Source organism: Sphingomonas oryzagri, assembly GCF_029906645.1.
GTDB lineage: Bacteria > Pseudomonadota > Alphaproteobacteria > Sphingomonadales > Sphingomonadaceae > Solisphingomonas > Solisphingomonas oryzagri.
This window is the reverse complement of sequence record NZ_JARYGZ010000001.1, coordinates 1,166,548-1,181,716: the sequence shown is the minus strand read 5'-3', so window position 1 is coordinate 1,181,716 and position 15,169 is coordinate 1,166,548. Positions and strand designations below refer to the sequence as shown.

Here is a 15,169-nt window from a genome sequence, read left to right as displayed (position 1 = left end):
CCATGCCCTTCGCCCAGGCGCGCGACGGAACGAACCTGCACGTCAAGGACACCGGCTCGGGCGCTCCCGTCGTCCTGATTCATGGCTGGCCATTGACCGGCGACATGTTCGAATATCAGACGCTCGCACTGCTCGAAGCGGGCCACCGCGTGATCACCTACGACCGCCGTGGCTTCGGACAATCGGGACATCCGGTCGGCCCCTACGACTACGATACCTTCGCCGACGACCTCGCGACTGTTCTCGAGGCGGGTGATGTCCGCGGCGCCACGCTGGTCGGCTTTTCCATGGGTGGTGGCGAGATCGCGCGCTATCTCTCGCGCCATGGTCCGGAGCGCGTCGCCAAGGCTGCGCTCATCTCCTCGGTCGTGCCCTATCTTCTCAAGGACGACAGCAACGAGGATGGCGTCGATGCCTCGGTCTTCGAGGAGATGAAGCAGAATATCCGCAAGGACCGGTTCGACTTCCTCCAGACCTTTGCCAAGCAATTTTACGGCGTCGGCATGGTGTCGAGCCCGGTGAGTTCGGCGCTGCTCGACTGGACGTTCCAGCTGGCCGTGATGGCCAGCCCCAAGGCGACGATCGATTGCGTCGACGCGTTCGGCCGCACCGATTTCCGGCCCGATCTCGCCTCCTTCACGATGCCGACGCTCATCATTCACGGTACCAGCGACAAGACCGTTCCGATCGATGCCGCCGGCCGCGCGGCCGCCAGGGGCATACCTCACGCGAACTTCCTGGAATATGAGGGCGAGCCCCACGGCCTCTTCGCGACCGCGCCCGATCGCCTGACCAGCGACCTGCTGAACTTCATCGCGCTCTGAGCGCAGCGACCCAAGGAGAGAGCCCATGAAGGCCGTCGTCTACAACGGACCCAAGGACGTTTCCGTCGACACCATCGACGATCCCAAGATCGAGAAACCGACCGATGTGATCATCCGGCTGACCACGACCAACATCTGCGGGTCGGACCTGCACATGTACGAAGGGCGCACCAGCTTCGAAAAGGGGAAGGTCTTCGGCCACGAAAATCTCGGTGAAGTGATCGAGGTCGGTGCGGGCGTCGATCGCATCAAAAAAGGCGACCGGGTCTGCATGCCCTTCAACGTCGGCTGCGGCTTCTGCGAGAATTGTGAGAAGGGGCTTACCGGCTTCTGCCTGACAACCAATCCCGGCGCCGCTGGCGCCGCTTACGGCTTTGCCGAGATGGGACCGTGGCAGGGCGGCCAGGCCGAAATGCTGCGCGTGCCCTATGCGGACTTCAACTGCCTGAAGCTGCCCGAGGACGCTCAGGAGAAAGAGGATGACTATGTCATGCTCTCCGACATCTTCCCAACCGGCTGGCACGGCGTCGAGCTGTCCGGTTTGCTGCCCGGCGAGAGCATCGCGATATACGGCGCTGGTCCGGTCGGTCTGATGGCAGCGCATTCGGCCGAGATCCGAGGCGCCTCCCAGATCTTCGTGGTTGATGCCCACGACGATCGCCTCAAGCTCGCCGAGGCGATTGGCGCGATCCCCATCGATATGCGCAAGGGCGATCCCGTCCAGCAGATCCTCGATGCGACCGACGGCCGGGGCACCGACCGTGGCGTGGAGGCCGTCGGTTATCAGTGCTGCGACCGGCACGGCAAGGAGCGCAGCAACTACACGATGAACTGCCTGGTGCAGAGCACGAAGGCCACCGGCGGCATCGGCGTCGTCGGCGTCTTCATCCCCGAGGATCCGAACGCGCCTGAAGATCTCCAGAAGGAGGGCAAGATCGCGTTCGACTTCGGCAGCCTGTGGTTCAAGGGCCAGACGATCGGCACCGGCCAGTGCAACGTGAAGCATTACAACCGGCGGCTGATGAACCTCATCGAGCATGGGCGGGCCAAACCCTCCCAGATCATCTCGCACCGGCTGCCGCTCGACCAGGCGCCAGATGCCTACAAGCATTTCGATGCTCGCGACGATGGCTGGACCAAAGTGGTGCTGAAGCCGGCGGCCTGATCGCCAATGGGTGTGCCAAGCCCGCGAGAACATACTCAACGGAGACAAAGCCATGCTCGTCCAACCGGTCAACTGCACGCTCAAGGCGAACGGCGAAAGCTCCACCGACGCGATGATCGCTGTCCTCGCCAAGGAGTTCGAGGCGAAGGGCGCGACGGTCGCCGAGACGGTTCGCGCCGCCGCCTTTGACATACGCCCCGGTGTCACCTCGGACGAGGGCGACGGTGACGACTGGCCGCATATAAGGGAGAAGATCCTGGCGGCCGACATCCTGATCCTCGGCACGCCGATCTGGATGGGCTCGGCAGGCAGCGTCGCCAAACGCGTGATGGAGCGCATGGACGCCTTCCTCGAGGAAACCGACGATCAGGGCCGCATGCCAAGCTACGGCAAGGTCGCTGTCGCCGCGATCGTCGGCAACGAGGACGGCGCCCACTTCGCCTCGGCCCAGATCTTCCAGGCGCTCAACGATGTCGGCTGGACGATCCCGGCCGTCGCCGCCTGCTACTGGGTCGGCGAGGCGATGGGATCGACCGACTTCAAGGACCTGGATGAGACGCCGAAGATGGTCGCCAAGACCGCGAAGATGGTCGCGTCCAACGCGGTGCATCTCGCCAGCCTGCTCAGGGACAACAGCTATCCGGGCTGAACGCCCGCGGACGACTATGGAGAAAGCCATGCCCGATCGCCTGACCAAGCAGGATCCGCGCGCGCAATATCCCCGACCGCCATTTCCCGAGCAGCCCCAGGACGCGCCGGGCCTTGCGCGCGAGATGGACCCAAAACCTGATCATGGCGAGACGAGCTACAAAGGCTCGGGCAAGCTCGCCGGTCGCAAGGCTCTGGTCACGGGTGGCGACAGCGGCATCGGCCGGGCGGCCGCCATCGCCTTCGCGCGCGAAGGCGCCGATGTCGCCATCTCCTATCTCGCCGACGAGGAGCAGGATGCGCAAGAAGTCGTGAAACTCATCGAGGCGGATGGCCACAAGGCGGTCGCACTGCCCGGGGACATCACCGACGAGGCCTGGTGCCGTGACATGGTCGAAAAAGCGGTGTCTGATCTTGGCGGTCTCGACATCCTGGTGATCAACGCCGGGCGCCAGCAATATCGCGAGAGCGTCGAAGAGCTTTCGTCGGAGGATTTCGATCGCACGCTCAAGACCAATCTCTATGCGATGCACTGGATCGTCCAAACGGCTGTGCCCCATCTGGAGGCGGGTGCCTCGGTGATCACCACCGCCTCCGTGCAGGCCTATGATCCGTCCGCCATCCTGCTCGACTATGCGACGACCAAGGCCGGGATCGTCGCCTACACCCAGGCACTCGCCAAACAGCTGATCGAGAAAGGCATCCGCGCCAATGTCGTGGCGCCCGGCCCGGTCTGGACCGTGCTCCAGCCGAGCGGTGGCCAGCCGCAGGAGAAGGTCCGGAAATTCGGAGAGGGCAGCGCCTTCGGCCGGCCGGGGCAACCGGTCGAGCTGGCGCCCGTTTACGTCCTGCTGGCGAGCCAGGAGGGGAGCTACATCAGCGGCGAGGTTTATGGTGTGACTGGCGGGGCGGGCGTGGCCTGAGGACAGGGAGAGCGACGATGCCCCGTGGCGATAAGAGCAGCTATACGACCAAGCAGAAGCGCAAGGCCGAGCATATCGAGCAAGGCTACGAGAAGCGCGGCACTCCCAAGAAGGAAGCCGAGGCGCGCGCCTGGGCGACGGTGAACAAGGAATCCGGCGGCGGCAACAAGTCCGGTTCTGGTCGCGGCAAAAAGGACAATCACAGCGCCTCGTCGCGCGGCGGCAAGGCGCACAAGTCCGGCTCGCCGGAGCAGCGCTCGGCAGCAGCTCGCAAGGGCTGGGAAACCCGCCGCCGCAACGGCAACGGCTGAATGCGGCGACGATCGAAGCCGTCGACGGTCACTATCGATGCAGCGCAGTGGGGACGTGCGTTGACCAGATTCCAACGAGAGCGGCGAGTGCAACGATCATCAGGAATCCGTTGACGACGACGAGCAGCGCGGACGGTAGCCGACGTGTATCCGGCTTGGGCGGCGGGGCACCCGGTTCCATTTCGCGCCAGACCGCCGCTACAAAGCAGAAGGCGCTGAAAAGGACGAGTACGCTCCCGGTGGCCCCCACCATCCAGTGCGGCACGGTCCCTTCGAGCAGCGCACGTGCACCGATGCCCGATGCGAGCGCCGCGAGACCTGTGCGGACCCACGCCGCATAGGTTCGCTCCGCTGCCAATATCGTCCGATCGGCGGCGAGTTCTGTGCGCCGGTCGGCGCTGTCGACCTGCTTTTCCGCGCTCCGGTCCAGGTGGCGCGCACTCACCGCGATCTTATCGTGCGCGCCTCCGTCCATCCGATCGCCCTCGGTCACATCGAGGAGAGCATCGACTGGTGCTTCTCTACCACCGGCGCGATCTTCCCGGCAGCGGCCTTGAGGTGCCTGCCGGTACCATTCGCCGCATAATCCTCCATCAGCGCATGCGCATCGTCATGAGCCGCCTTCTGTTGCTTCACGTAGAGATCGTCCTTGGTCTTGCCCGCAGGGACCGCTTTCAACGCGGAGAGGTCCTTGCGTTGGCCGACGCTCATCGACGGTTTCTTGAGAGCGACGTGATCGAGGCGAGCAGCACTCTGGACCATCTTGGTGCTCTTCGAGTGATCCGTGATCATTTGCGTGGCAAAGGCCTTGATCGATGGATTCTGGGACGTGACCATCAGACGCGCCGAGTCGATCTCAAACGTATCGGAAGCACCGGCCTTGCCGACGAATTCCGCCTTGGAAGGTGTTTCGCCGACCGCAGCCGTCGTCGCGAGCGCCGCAGCGGCGACGCCGATTATCAATGCCTTCATGGCCAATCTCCTTTTCCTGTGCGGCGCTAACGCACGACGAACGTGATCGTTCGGTCGAGCCCGATGCATGCGGCCCCGGAAAATTTCGGATTTATCGAGGGTTAGCCCGTTTTCCAGTCAGCCCATGTCGAATTCGACAGCCCGTCCGACCCGGAGAAAAGGCCAGATATCGGTCTACGAGGCCATCTCCCATCCCCCGCCGAGCGCCTTGTAGAGCGTCACCAGCGAAACCTCGATCTGGCCCTGCGACTGCGTGACGGTGTCCTCCGCGCGATAGACCGCCTGCTGCGCCGTCACGACATCGAGCATGGTCGCAATGCCCTGTCGCTGCCGATCCTCAGCTGCCGCCAGTGCTCGCCGATCTGCCGCCAGCGTGGCGGCGGCGGCCTGTCCGCCATGCTGTGCCTCGGCGTAGGCGGTGAGCGCGTTATCGACATCGTGCCAAGCCGCCAGAACGGCGGAGTGGTAGGCGATTGCCGCCTCGCGCTGCTCGGATTTGCGCAATTCGAGATTGCCCTTGAGGCGGCCGCCTTCGAAAAAGGGCAACGAGATGGTCGGTCCGACCGCGAAGGCCCGCGACGACCAGTTGAACAGGCTGCCGAGACCCAGGCTCTCGAAGCCGAAATTGCCCATCAGGTTGATCGACGGGAAGAAGCTGGCGACAGCGACGCCGGTCTCCGCGGTCGCGGCGTGGAGTTGCGCTTCGGCCTGACGAATGTCGGGGCGTCGGCGCATCAGCTCGCCAGGCAGGCCTACCGGCACGGCCGGTGGGACCAACGGCTGCGTCGCCGGACGGCCGAGCTCGTCGGTGAGAGCGCGGGGCGGTTCGGCGAGCAGCAACGCGATCGCGTTGGCCATTGCTGCCTCGCGATTGCGCAGGTCCGGCATGCTCTGCGCAATGGCGGCGCTCTCGGCCTCGGCCTGGGCGACGTCGAGTGTTGTCGCGACGCCATTGGCGAAGCGATTGCGAGTTAGCGCCACGCGGTCGTCCGCGGCGGCCAGATTGCGGCGCAGCACTGCCTCCTGCGTCTGCAACTGGCGCAGTTGCATATAATCCTGCGCAAGTTCGGCGATGGCCGAAAGCGCGATGCCGTTGCGTGCCTCGATCGCCGCTTCGGTGCGCGCGTTCGCAGCCTCGACCGTGCGGCGAACCTTGCCGAACAGATCGAGTTCCCAGCTTGCCTGCAGTTGCGGCTGGTAGAGATCATATTCGAGCGGAGCGCCCGGCACCGGCTCCTCCAGCGAGGCCTCGCCATTCGCGCTTTGGCGTTTGCGCGTATATTTCGCGTCACCATCGATGTGCGGTAGGCCTTGCGACGCGGCAATCGTGCGCTGCGCCCGCGACTGGCCGATCCGCTCGGCAGCCTGCTGGAGATCGAGATTTTGCTTGGCGAGGCGATCGACCAGCGCGGTCAGTTCGGGATCGCCGAAGCTCGTCCACCAGCGGGTATCCACCTCACCGCCATAGGTGCGGCTCGCCACGTCCTGCGGCTGACTGCCATAGGTGGATGCCGTTTCGACTTTGGGTCGTTCGAAGTTCGGCCCGACGGTGCAGCCGGACAGCAGCACGGTCGCGCCAAGCAGCAGCTTCATTGCGGAGCCTGGCGGCGATGGGCGCCGACCACGTCGTAGAGCTGGGTGTCGACCGTCACCTCCACAGACATGCCCGCGCGCATCAGGCGGGCAAGGGGCTGGTTGGGAAGCGGCACGATCTTGACTGGCAGGCGCTGCACGATCTTGGTGAAGTTGCCCGTCGCGTTATTGGGCGGGATGGGCGAGAAGGTCGCGCCCGACGACGGCGGAAGACTAGCCACCACGCCGTTGAGCACGGTGTCGTAGGCGTCGAGATGGATGCGTGCGTGCTGGCCGGGCCGCATGTGACGTAGTTCCAACTCTCGAAAATTGGCAATGATGAAGGCGTCGTGCAGCGGCACCAGCGCCATCAGTGGCGCGCCTGGCGTCACCTGATTGCCGACCTGCACCGATTTCTGCGCGATCGTGCCGTCGATAGGGGCGACGATGTATGTATAGTCCAGATTGAGCTTCGACTGCGCGATCGCGGCGTCGTCTCGAGCGACCTGCGCGACCGCTGCCTCGCGATCCGCTTTCAGTCCGTCGAGCTGATGGCGCTGGCTTGAAAGCTCGGCCTCGGCCTCGGCGACGCTGGCCTGCGCATCCCGAAGATTGGCATCGGCCTGCTGGTGCTGCTGATACGTGCCGGCACCGCTGGTCGCGAGATTGGCGTAGCGCCGCTGGTCGGCCTCAGCCAGCGCGAGTTTCGCTCTCGCGCTTGAAACCTGCGCCGCTGCTTGGGCAATCAGGGCCGGCTGGCGGGCCACCTGCGCGCTCGCCTGGTCGACGCGTGCCCTGTCGCTCTCGCGATTGGCCAGGGCCTGCTGGAGCGCCGTCTGGAGATCGCGGGGATCGATCGTCGCGACGAGATCGCCGGCGTGGACCGGCTGGTTGTCGTCGACCCGCACGCTGTCGATCTGCCCGGCGACCCGCGGCGCCAGCATCGTGTAATGCGCGGTGACATAAGCATCGTCGGTCCGGACCCGCCGATGGGGCAAGAACACGATCAGCAGGATCACGATCACGAAAACGACGACAACGATGCCGGCCAAGATCCATGGCCAGCGTGCCTTCGGCGGCTCATCCGCCTTCTTGTCGTCCTTGTCCTGCTTATCGTCGTCGGCCATGGGGTCCTCAACTCTCGGCCAGCGCGATGCGCGGCGGATAGGTGCGGTGGGGTATCGTCCAGAGCGCGATCATCAGCACGATCGCGATCGATCCCAGCAGAACATAGGTGTCGATGGTCGTCAGCGTCGCGACCTGACGCGTGATCTCCCCATTGATCGTAGCATAGACGGTGTCGGGCCCTTCGGTCGCCGTCGTGGGAAGGAGGTGGAGCTGTTCAAGCGTCAGCCTGTTCTGGCCGACCAGATCGACAATGCGATCGCGATGCAGGCCACCGCGCCACCGCGCGATAAGTTCGATCGCCCAGACGCCGATCCCCTCGGCCACGGCGCGCGGCGTGTTGACGAGCGCCGAGCCGTAGGGCGCTTCGTCGACCTCGATGGCATTGGTCGCGATCATCAGGATCGGCATCACGATGAAGGCGAAGCCGACCGACTGGACGATCTGCCACAGGTAGAATTGGTCGCGATTCCAGCTGCTGGTAAGCTGGGCGCAGCCCAGGCACGCGACGATGACGAGCACATAGCCGGTGGTATTCACCCAACGCGCGTCAATGTGACGGTGATCGAGGATCCACGCGGTCAGCGGCAGCAGCACGAATTGCGGTAAAGCGACGATCAAAGTGACCGTGTGCGCCTGCAGCGGCTTGTAGCCCTGAACCTGCTCGAGAAAGCTCACCGGCACCGTACTGGCGGTAAGGGCCAGCACGAGGAACAGGATCAGCGTCAGCACCGGATAAGCGAGGTTGCCTTCCTTCAGCAGGCTGAACTTCATCAACGGCACCTTAGCGAAGCGCTCGGAGATGAAGAGAGCGGGAAGCGAGACAGCGGCCAGAAGCGTGAGCACGATGATCAGCGGCGAGTTGAACCAGTCCAACCGGTCGCCTTGTTCGAACACGATTGTCAGGCTGCCCCATCCGGTCGCGACGAACAGAAGGCCCGGCCAGTCAAATTTCTTCAGCCGGTCGATCTCGCCTTCCTCCGCCGGTAGTCCCCACCAGATGCAGATCGCGGCGAGCGCGCAGAAGGGAAGGGGTTGGAGGAAAACGAAATGCCAGTCGCGAACACCGTCGATCCAGAGACCCGCGAAGCTGGTGGCCAGATTGGGTGTGAGCGTCGCCGTCATCGCATAAACCGAAAGCGCGTAGAGCCGTACGCCAGGTCCGACCGTCCGCAGCGCGATGGTCAGGATCAGGGGAATGGTGAAGCCTGCGCCGAGCCCTTCCAGGAAACGCAAAGTCAGGACGGCGCCGCCATTGTAGCCGCCAAGCGTCATGAGGAGCGCCGGGAAGCAATTCATGAATACGGCGAACAGGGCGAAGCGCCGGAAGGACAGTCCGATGCCGAGCGACGGCGAGGAGCACATGCCCAGCACCTGGCCGGTGATGAACAACGTCTGCAGCCATGTCGCCGTGTCTTCGGACAATCCGATATTGCCCGCGACATCCGATAAGGCGGTATTGAGGACAGCGTCGTTCAGCTGAGCCGCGATCGCCGCAAGCACTATGCCGAGCAACCCTATCGCGGATCTGAATTCCAAATTGCCCCGGTCCCCTTTGGCTGACGCCGTTACAATCCGACCGGTGCGGGGACGTTCCGTCGTGATCGGGAGAAATTTTCGCGGCGCCCGGCTTCGCGAAGGTGCGGAGCCGAAATCGCTCGTCGCGGGTTCTCGAATGGGCGCTGGATGGCAGGGATATGAAAGATGAAGCTTTACTGGGGTCCGCACACCTGTGCGATCGGCATCCATATCCTGCTCGAGGAGGCCGGTGCCACCTTCGAGACAGAGAAGATCGACGTCGCGGGCGGTGGGACGCGGGCCGAGGAATTCCTCCGGATCAATCCGAAGGGCAAGGTGCCGACTCTATTGCGCGACGACGGCTCGGTTTTGACGGAATTCGGTGCGATCGGCACCTGGATAGCGCGGTCCTATCCGGAAGCAGGATTGATTCCGGACGATGCCGAGGCAGAGACGCGGATGGTCGAGATCCTCGATTACATCGAGGGGACGATTCACGGCCAGGGCTTCACCCGGATTTTCAAACCCGATTATTTCGAGCCGCAGGACGCGCTTCACGGAACGCTCGGGCTTGGTCGCTCGAAGGTTGAGCATCAGGGCCGGGAAATCGTCGAACGCGCCTTCGCCCTTCTGGACAGCCAAATGGCCGGCGCGGCCTATGCGGTGGGGGAGACCGTCTCGATCGCCGATGCGGCGCTCTTCTACGTCGAACGCTGGGCGGAGCCGAACAAGATCTCCCTGCCGTCGCACGTGAACGATCATTTCCATCGGATGCTGGCGCGGTCTTCCGTGGCGAAGGTGCGTCGCCTGTGGGGTGAGGGGTGATGGGCGACGCTTTGCATTGCGACGTCGCGATCATTGGGGCCGGGACCGCCGGCCTCTCGGCAGAGCGAGCCGCCCGGCGAGCGGGTGCGAAGACCTTGCTCATCGATCCCGAGTTCATCGGGACGACCTGCGCCAATGTCGGCTGCATGCCCTCGAAGCTTCTGATCGCCGCTGCCCGCGTGGCGCACGCCGCCAGCACTGCGGACGTGTTCGGAGTTCGTGCAGCGCCGACCATCAATGGCGCGGAGGTGATGGCCCGATTGCGACATGAGCGCGATCATTTTGCAGGCGCCACGCGCGAAGAGATTGAAAAACTCCCTGATGGCATCGCTGTGCAATCGAGAGCCCGGTTCGTGGCGGAGCATTCCCTGATGCTGAGCGACGGAAGGACGATCGAGGCCAAGGCGGTGGTGGTCGCAACCGGCTCGCGCCCAGAAATACCGTCGACCTTCGAGCCGATTTCCGATCTCGTGCTGACGAACGAAACGATCTTCGAGCTTCCGGAGCTCCCCAGTACGCTGGCCGTAGTGGGCGCGGGACCACTCGGACTGGAGCTTGCCCAGGCCATGGCCCGACTTGGCGTTGACGTGACTTTGCTCGACAAGGCCGGCACGCTCGCCGGCATCGATGACGAGACGATCGCCGATCGTCTCAAGGCGATCCTCGCGCAGGATATGCGTATCGCACTCGGCGTCGAGATCGCCGCCCGAACCGAAGACGGCAAGGCCGCCCTGCAATGGAAGGGCGCGACGGCCGGCAACGGCCTCTTCGATTATGTCCTCGTCGCGGCTGGGAGGCCGCCCAACCTACGTGACCTGGATCTGAAAGCTGCCGGGCTTGAGCTCGACAACAAGGGCGTTCCCCTGTTCGATCGCGAAACCATGCGTTGCGGGACGAGCGCGATCTACATTGCGGGCGATGCTGATGCGGATCGGCCGGTTCTCCACGAGGCGTCTGCCGAGGGCGCTATTGCCGGGACCAATGCCGCACGACATCCGGATGGAAAACCCGGCCGCCGCTGCGTGCCGTTCTCGATCATGTTCACGGATCCACCGCTTGTCCTCATCGGTCGGCGGGCGGGCAAGGGGCTTCTCGCGGGAGATACGGACTATCGCCAGCAGGGCCGGGCGCGCATCGATGGTCAAGCGGAGGGGATCGCCCGTCTGTTCGCCGAGGCCGGCGAGGGACGGCTGACCGGAGCGGTCTTGCTCTGCCCCGGCGCCGATCATCTGGGACACCTGCTGGCCTGGTCCATCGAGAGCGGGGCCACGACGAAAGATCTGCTCGATCGCCCTTACTATCACCCGACGCTGGAGGAGGGATTGAAGCGCGCGCTGCGCGCGATCTGTAAGCAGATCGGCCTCTCCGCGCCGGAAACGCGCGACGAGGGGACGCCGTCGGGAGGCTGAGATTTCAGTTCTTCCCGTCAGGTCTGTCGATCTTACCGTTGACGCGAATATCCCTGAGCTCGGGCGCGCTCTCTGCGGCGGCCTCGTCCATCTCAGACTTGGGCGGAGTCTCCGGTGTCGGCGGCTTATCGTCCCTCCGGTCCTTGGAAGAGATTGTCTCCTCCAGTTCCACCGGATCGTTGGCGCGTCGCCCTGCCTCGGTCTTCGGGTCGTTCATCATCATCTCCTGGCCGTATGAACGATCAAGTCTCGCCGCGGATGCGTCGCTGAAACACGGGCGCCCGGACACAATAAGCTGCCCGAAGGTTCTCTCATCAAATGAGGCTGTTGGGAGAGGCGTGTGACGTTGCTTCGCTCCGTGTTGCTTCTGATCCTCGCCCTGCTTGCGTCGCCCGTCGCGGCGCAGGCACCGATGGCACCAAACTCGTCTCCCGGCACCCTCGTCGTCGCTACCCACGAGGCGCCGCCCTTTGCGATGAAGCGGCCGGACGGGCAGTGGCAGGGCCTGGCGATCGACCTCTGGCGCGGCGTCGCCCACGATCTGAACCTCAACTTCCGGCTCCAGGAGACCAGCCTGCCGGACATGGTCGACGGCGTCGCGCAGGGCCGATATGCCGCGAGCGTCGGAGCGCTGACCGTAACGCCGGGGCGCGAACTGAAGATCGATTTCACGCACCCTTATTACACGACGGGTTTCGGTATCGCGGTCGGCAAGTCGCCACCGGCCTGGCTCGTTCTCCTCCGGAACTTCTTCACATGGGGTTTCCTTCAAGCCGTGCTCGCTTTGGTCGCCGTGCTGCTGGTGATCGGGATCCTGTTCTGGTGGGCCGAGCGACGGGCCAATGACGAGCAATTCGGTGGACCGGCGAGCCGCGGCATCGGCGCCGGTTTCTGGTTCTCGGCCGTCACGATGACGACGGTAGGCTATGGCGACAAGGCTCCGCGCACTCTCGCCGGTCGCGTGATCGCGACGATCTGGATGTTTGCGGCGATCATCATAATATCGACGTTCACCGGCATGATCGCCTCGTCGCTTACCGAAAGCAGGCTGAGCGGCCAAATCAAGAATGCGGACGACCTCGCCAGTGCAAAGGTCGGATCGATCGAAGGCTCGGCGGCCGAAGACTGGCTCAACCGAACCAATGTCGGCTTCCAGCGCTTTACTTCGATCAAGGCGGGGCTGGACGCCGTGGCGTCGGGGCAGATCGACGCGTTCGTCTACGATCGTCCGCTGCTGCGCTATGTCATCAAGCAAAGCTACAGCGGAAAACTGAAGCTGGTTCCGGGCGATTTCGGCCGACAGGATTACGCCTTCGGCCTGCCTCAGGGGTCGAAGCTGCGTGAAGGGATCAACGAGTCCCTTCTTCGCCGGATCGACGGCCAACCCTGGAATGCGCTCGTGACCGAAACGCTCGGAGCGGACCAGTGAAGCGACGGTGCTTCGTTCCGCCCCGACCCGCCCATTAGGAGTAGCAGCGCGTGACCAAGCAGAGTTCGGACGATCCGCAGATCGAGCCATTCAAGGGGCCGGCCGGCGGCTGGGGCTCTGTCCGATCGCTGGCGGACATTTTGCCTCGCGAGCATCTGGGACCGGAAGGATATCGGGAGCTAGCCCGCCAGAACAAGCCCGACGGCTTCATGTGCGTGAGCTGCGCATGGCCCAAGCCTGCCGATCATCATCCGGCCGAGTTCTGCGAGGAAGGCGCGAAGGCGACCGCGTGGGAACTTACCCGCTATCGAACGACCCCGGAATTCTTCGCCGAGCATACGCTCACCGAGCTGCGCGGCTGGAAGGATTACGACCTCGAACAGCATGGTCGCCTCACGCATCCACTGCGCTACGACCCTGATACCGACAAATATGCGGCGGTCGAATGGGAGGCGGCTTTCGACGAGATCGGAGGTGCGTTGAAGCGGCTCGATCCGAAATCGGTCGTCTTCTATTCATCGGGCCGGACCAGCCTCGAAGCCTCCTATATGTACGGGCTGATGGCGCGGATGTTCGGCAACCAGAACCTGCCGGACAGTTCCAACATGTGCCACGAATCGACATCGGTCGGCCTGAAGGCCGCGATCGGCGTGCCGGTGGGCACGACCCAGCTCAAGGATTTCAAGGAAACCGACGCGATTTTCTTCTTCGGCCAGAACGTCGGATCGAACGCGCCGCGCATGCTGCACGACCTGCGCGATTGTCGGAAGCGCGGCGTCGAGATCGTCACCTTCAATCCGCTGAAGGAGAGGGGGCTGGAACGCTTCACCGACCCTCAGAACCCGGTCGAGATGGCGACGCTCAAAGAGACCGCGATATCGACCCAATATCACCAGTTGCGAGCCGGCAGCGACATCGCGGCGATCATAGGCATCTGCAAATTCCTGATCGACTGGGACGATCTGGCGAAGGCGGACGGTGATCTGCCGATCCTCGATCACGACTTCATCGCCCAGCATACCAAGGGTTTCGAGGATTTCGCCGCCGCCATCCGCAGGACGGAGTGGGCGGACATCGAGCGCGAGACTGGCCTTGCCCGCGAGGAGCTGGAAGCATCTGCGCGCATCTATGCCAAGGCCAAGGCGGTGATGGCGATCTACGGCATGGGCATCACCCAGCACGTCAAGGGCGTCGAATCCGTCCGCATGATCGTCAATCTGCTCCTGCTTCGCGGCAATGTCGGAAAACCCGGCGCCGGCCCGACCCCGGTTCGCGGACACTCCAACGTGCAGGGGCAGCGCACCGTCGGCATCACCGAAAAGACCGAACTGGTGCCCGTCGAGAAGCTGGAAGCGCAATACGGCTTCAAGGCGCCACGCGAGAAAGGCCTCGACACCGTCGAGACCTGCCGGGGCGTGATCGACGGATCGGTGAAGGCGTTTGTCGGGCTCGGAGAAAATTTCCTGCGTGCCGTACCTGAGACCGGACGGATGGAGGAAGCTTGGCCACGCCTCGACGTGTCTGTGCAAATCGCGACCAAGCTCAATCGCAACCATCTTTTCGCAGGCAGGGTGACCTATCTTCTGCCCTGTCTCGGCCGCATCGAACAGGATGCGCAGGCGAGCGGACCCCAGGCGGTCTCGACCGAGGATTCGACCAGTTGCATCCACGGCTCCCGCGGCAAGGCTAAGCCCGCCAGCCCTTATCTGCTTTCGGAGCCGGCGATCGTGGCCGGGATCGCCAAACGCATCCTCGACGACAACCCCAAGGTCGATTGGGACGGCTGGGTTGCAGATTATTCGACGATCCGCGATGCAATCGAGGAGACCTATCCGGCGATCTTCAAGGATTATAACAAGCGCCTGTTCACGCCCGGCGGGGTCTGGAAGGGCAACAAGGCCTCGGAACGTATCTGGGAGACGCCGAGCAAAAGAGCTGAATTCCTGACGCCGGGCGACATATCGGCCACGGGCTTCAAGGACGCGGATGGTCGATATCGGCTAATCACGCTGCGATCCAACGACCAGTTCAATACCACCATCTATGGCTATCACGATCGCTTTCGCGGGATCAAAGGCACCCGCGACGTGCTGCTCATGCACGAAGCGGACATTGCGGCGGCAGACCTCGCGGAAGGACAGATCGTGGCGCTCGAAAGCGACGCGGACGACGGTGTCCACCGCCGGCGCAATGGCATGATCGTCACGCCCTACGATATCCCGCGCGGTTGCCTCGGCGCTTACTATCCGGAAGCTAATGTGCTGATCCCGGTCGAGCATCATGCCGAGGAAAGCCACGTTCCGGCGGCCAAGTCGGTGCCTGTCCGGATCTGTCCCTGATCGAGCCCGGGAAACCATTGGGCACGCGTGCGTTGGGCCGGTCGAGGGGAAAGGCCGGTTCTAGGGGAAGATCGACGGTTTGGCGCAGCTATTCCGACCCGGAGCGAAC

General features: G+C 63.8%; 15 protein-coding genes. 9 read left to right on the top strand and 6 right to left on the bottom strand.

Features of this window, described 5'->3' with window-relative positions; translation table 11 throughout:
* Positions 1-2 precede the first annotated feature (2 nt).
* The 5 genes from QGN17_RS05660 to QGN17_RS05640 are packed head-to-tail and all read left to right on the top strand — an operon-like array spanning position 3 to position 3,871.
* Positions 3-824: an alpha/beta fold hydrolase gene (locus QGN17_RS05660; protein WP_281043525.1), complete on the top strand. Its 822-nt coding sequence runs from the start codon at positions 3-5 to the stop codon at positions 822-824.
* Positions 825-849: 25 nt separating this feature from the next.
* Positions 850-1,989 carry a glutathione-independent formaldehyde dehydrogenase gene (locus QGN17_RS05655; protein ID WP_281043524.1) on the top strand — a complete coding sequence of 380 codons (1,140 nt, stop codon included), beginning with the start codon at positions 850-852 and terminating at the stop codon, positions 1,987-1,989.
* A gap of 52 nt (positions 1,990-2,041) precedes the next feature.
* Complete coding sequence (locus tag QGN17_RS05650) at positions 2,042-2,638, top strand: flavodoxin family protein (RefSeq protein WP_281043523.1); 597 nt, start codon at positions 2,042-2,044, stop codon at positions 2,636-2,638.
* Between the two features lie 28 nt (positions 2,639-2,666).
* Positions 2,667-3,560: an SDR family oxidoreductase gene (locus QGN17_RS05645; RefSeq protein WP_281043522.1), complete on the top strand. Its 894-nt coding sequence runs from the start codon at positions 2,667-2,669 to the stop codon at positions 3,558-3,560.
* Positions 3,561-3,577: 17 nt separating this feature from the next.
* Positions 3,578-3,871, top strand: a complete 294-nt coding sequence (locus QGN17_RS05640; RefSeq protein ID WP_281043521.1) for a plasmid stabilization protein — start codon at positions 3,578-3,580, stop codon at positions 3,869-3,871.
* A gap of 31 nt (positions 3,872-3,902) precedes the next feature.
* Here QGN17_RS05640 and QGN17_RS05635 read toward each other — a convergent pair whose 3' ends face one another.
* The 5 genes from QGN17_RS05635 to QGN17_RS05615 all read right to left on the bottom strand — a co-directional run bounded on the left by QGN17_RS05635 (position 3,903) and on the right by QGN17_RS05615 (position 9,289).
* Positions 3,903-4,364 carry a YidH family protein gene (locus tag QGN17_RS05635; RefSeq protein ID WP_281043520.1) on the bottom strand — a complete coding sequence of 154 codons (462 nt, stop codon included), beginning with the start codon at positions 4,362-4,364 and terminating at the stop codon, positions 3,903-3,905.
* A complete protein-coding gene (locus QGN17_RS05630) occupies positions 4,361-4,843 on the bottom strand; it encodes a DUF4142 domain-containing protein (RefSeq protein WP_281043519.1) in 483 nt (160 codons plus the stop codon). The genes QGN17_RS05635 and QGN17_RS05630 overlap by 4 nt, the downstream gene beginning before the upstream one ends.
* A 174-nt stretch (positions 4,844-5,017) precedes the next feature.
* Positions 5,018-6,436, bottom strand: a complete 1,419-nt coding sequence (locus QGN17_RS05625; protein ID WP_281043518.1) for an efflux transporter outer membrane subunit — start codon at positions 6,434-6,436, stop codon at positions 5,018-5,020.
* Positions 6,433-7,542 carry an HlyD family secretion protein gene (locus QGN17_RS05620; RefSeq protein WP_281043517.1) on the bottom strand — a complete coding sequence of 370 codons (1,110 nt, stop codon included), beginning with the start codon at positions 7,540-7,542 and terminating at the stop codon, positions 6,433-6,435. Before QGN17_RS05620 ends, QGN17_RS05625 begins: the two co-directional genes overlap by 4 nt.
* A gap of 7 nt (positions 7,543-7,549) precedes the next feature.
* Positions 7,550-9,289 (bottom strand): MFS transporter, encoded by a 1,740-nt coding sequence (locus tag QGN17_RS05615; protein ID WP_281043516.1) that lies wholly within the window; start codon positions 9,287-9,289, stop codon positions 7,550-7,552.
* Between QGN17_RS05615 and QGN17_RS05610 the strand changes: the two genes are divergently transcribed.
* Together QGN17_RS05610 and QGN17_RS05605 are read left to right on the top strand one after the other, a co-directional pair.
* Positions 9,245-9,883, top strand: coding sequence for a glutathione S-transferase family protein (locus tag QGN17_RS05610; protein WP_281043515.1), 639 nt, complete (start codon positions 9,245-9,247; stop codon positions 9,881-9,883). The genes QGN17_RS05615 and QGN17_RS05610 overlap by 45 nt on opposite strands.
* A complete protein-coding gene (locus QGN17_RS05605) occupies positions 9,883-11,292 on the top strand; it encodes a dihydrolipoyl dehydrogenase (RefSeq protein WP_281043514.1) in 1,410 nt (469 codons plus the stop codon). The genes QGN17_RS05610 and QGN17_RS05605 overlap by 1 nt, the downstream gene beginning before the upstream one ends.
* 4 nt (positions 11,293-11,296) lie before the next feature.
* Here the strand turns inward: QGN17_RS05605 and QGN17_RS05600 are convergent, their stop codons facing one another.
* Entirely contained in the window at positions 11,297-11,509 is a 213-nt protein-coding gene (locus QGN17_RS05600) for a hypothetical protein (RefSeq protein ID WP_281043513.1), read from the bottom strand.
* Between the two features lie 123 nt (positions 11,510-11,632).
* On the opposite strand from QGN17_RS05600, the gene QGN17_RS05595 reads away from it, so the two are divergent.
* Both QGN17_RS05595 and QGN17_RS05590 read left to right on the top strand, forming a co-directional pair.
* The gene (locus QGN17_RS05595; RefSeq protein ID WP_281043512.1) at positions 11,633-12,721 is read left to right on the top strand and encodes a transporter substrate-binding domain-containing protein; all 1,089 of its coding nucleotides are present in this window, start codon (positions 11,633-11,635) and stop codon (positions 12,719-12,721) included.
* 50 nt (positions 12,722-12,771) lie between these two features.
* Positions 12,772-15,060: an FdhF/YdeP family oxidoreductase gene (locus QGN17_RS05590; protein WP_281043511.1), complete on the top strand. Its 2,289-nt coding sequence runs from the start codon at positions 12,772-12,774 to the stop codon at positions 15,058-15,060.
* Positions 15,061-15,169 lie beyond the last annotated feature (109 nt).

Coding starts and splice junctions, on each gene's coding strand:
- QGN17_RS05610 (WP_281043515.1), top strand. CDS start 9,245: ATGAAGCTTTACTGGGGTCCGCACACCTGTGCGATCGGCATCCATATC.
- QGN17_RS05660 (WP_281043525.1), top strand. CDS start 3: ATGCCCTTCGCCCAGGCGCGCGACGGAACGAACCTGCACGTCAAGGAC.
- QGN17_RS05600 (WP_281043513.1), bottom strand. CDS start 11,509: ATGAACGACCCGAAGACCGAGGCAGGGCGACGCGCCAACGATCCGGTG.
- QGN17_RS05655 (WP_281043524.1), top strand. CDS start 850: ATGAAGGCCGTCGTCTACAACGGACCCAAGGACGTTTCCGTCGACACC.
- QGN17_RS05605 (WP_281043514.1), top strand. CDS start 9,883: ATGGGCGACGCTTTGCATTGCGACGTCGCGATCATTGGGGCCGGGACC.
- QGN17_RS05650 (WP_281043523.1), top strand. CDS start 2,042: ATGCTCGTCCAACCGGTCAACTGCACGCTCAAGGCGAACGGCGAAAGC.
- QGN17_RS05645 (WP_281043522.1), top strand. CDS start 2,667: ATGCCCGATCGCCTGACCAAGCAGGATCCGCGCGCGCAATATCCCCGA.
- QGN17_RS05640 (WP_281043521.1), top strand. CDS start 3,578: ATGCCCCGTGGCGATAAGAGCAGCTATACGACCAAGCAGAAGCGCAAG.
- QGN17_RS05620 (WP_281043517.1), bottom strand. CDS start 7,542: ATGGCCGACGACGATAAGCAGGACAAGGACGACAAGAAGGCGGATGAG.
- QGN17_RS05615 (WP_281043516.1), bottom strand. CDS start 9,289: ATGGATGCCGATCGCACAGGTGTGCGGACCCCAGTAAAGCTTCATCTT.
- QGN17_RS05630 (WP_281043519.1), bottom strand. CDS start 4,843: ATGAAGGCATTGATAATCGGCGTCGCCGCTGCGGCGCTCGCGACGACG.
- QGN17_RS05625 (WP_281043518.1), bottom strand. CDS start 6,436: ATGAAGCTGCTGCTTGGCGCGACCGTGCTGCTGTCCGGCTGCACCGTC.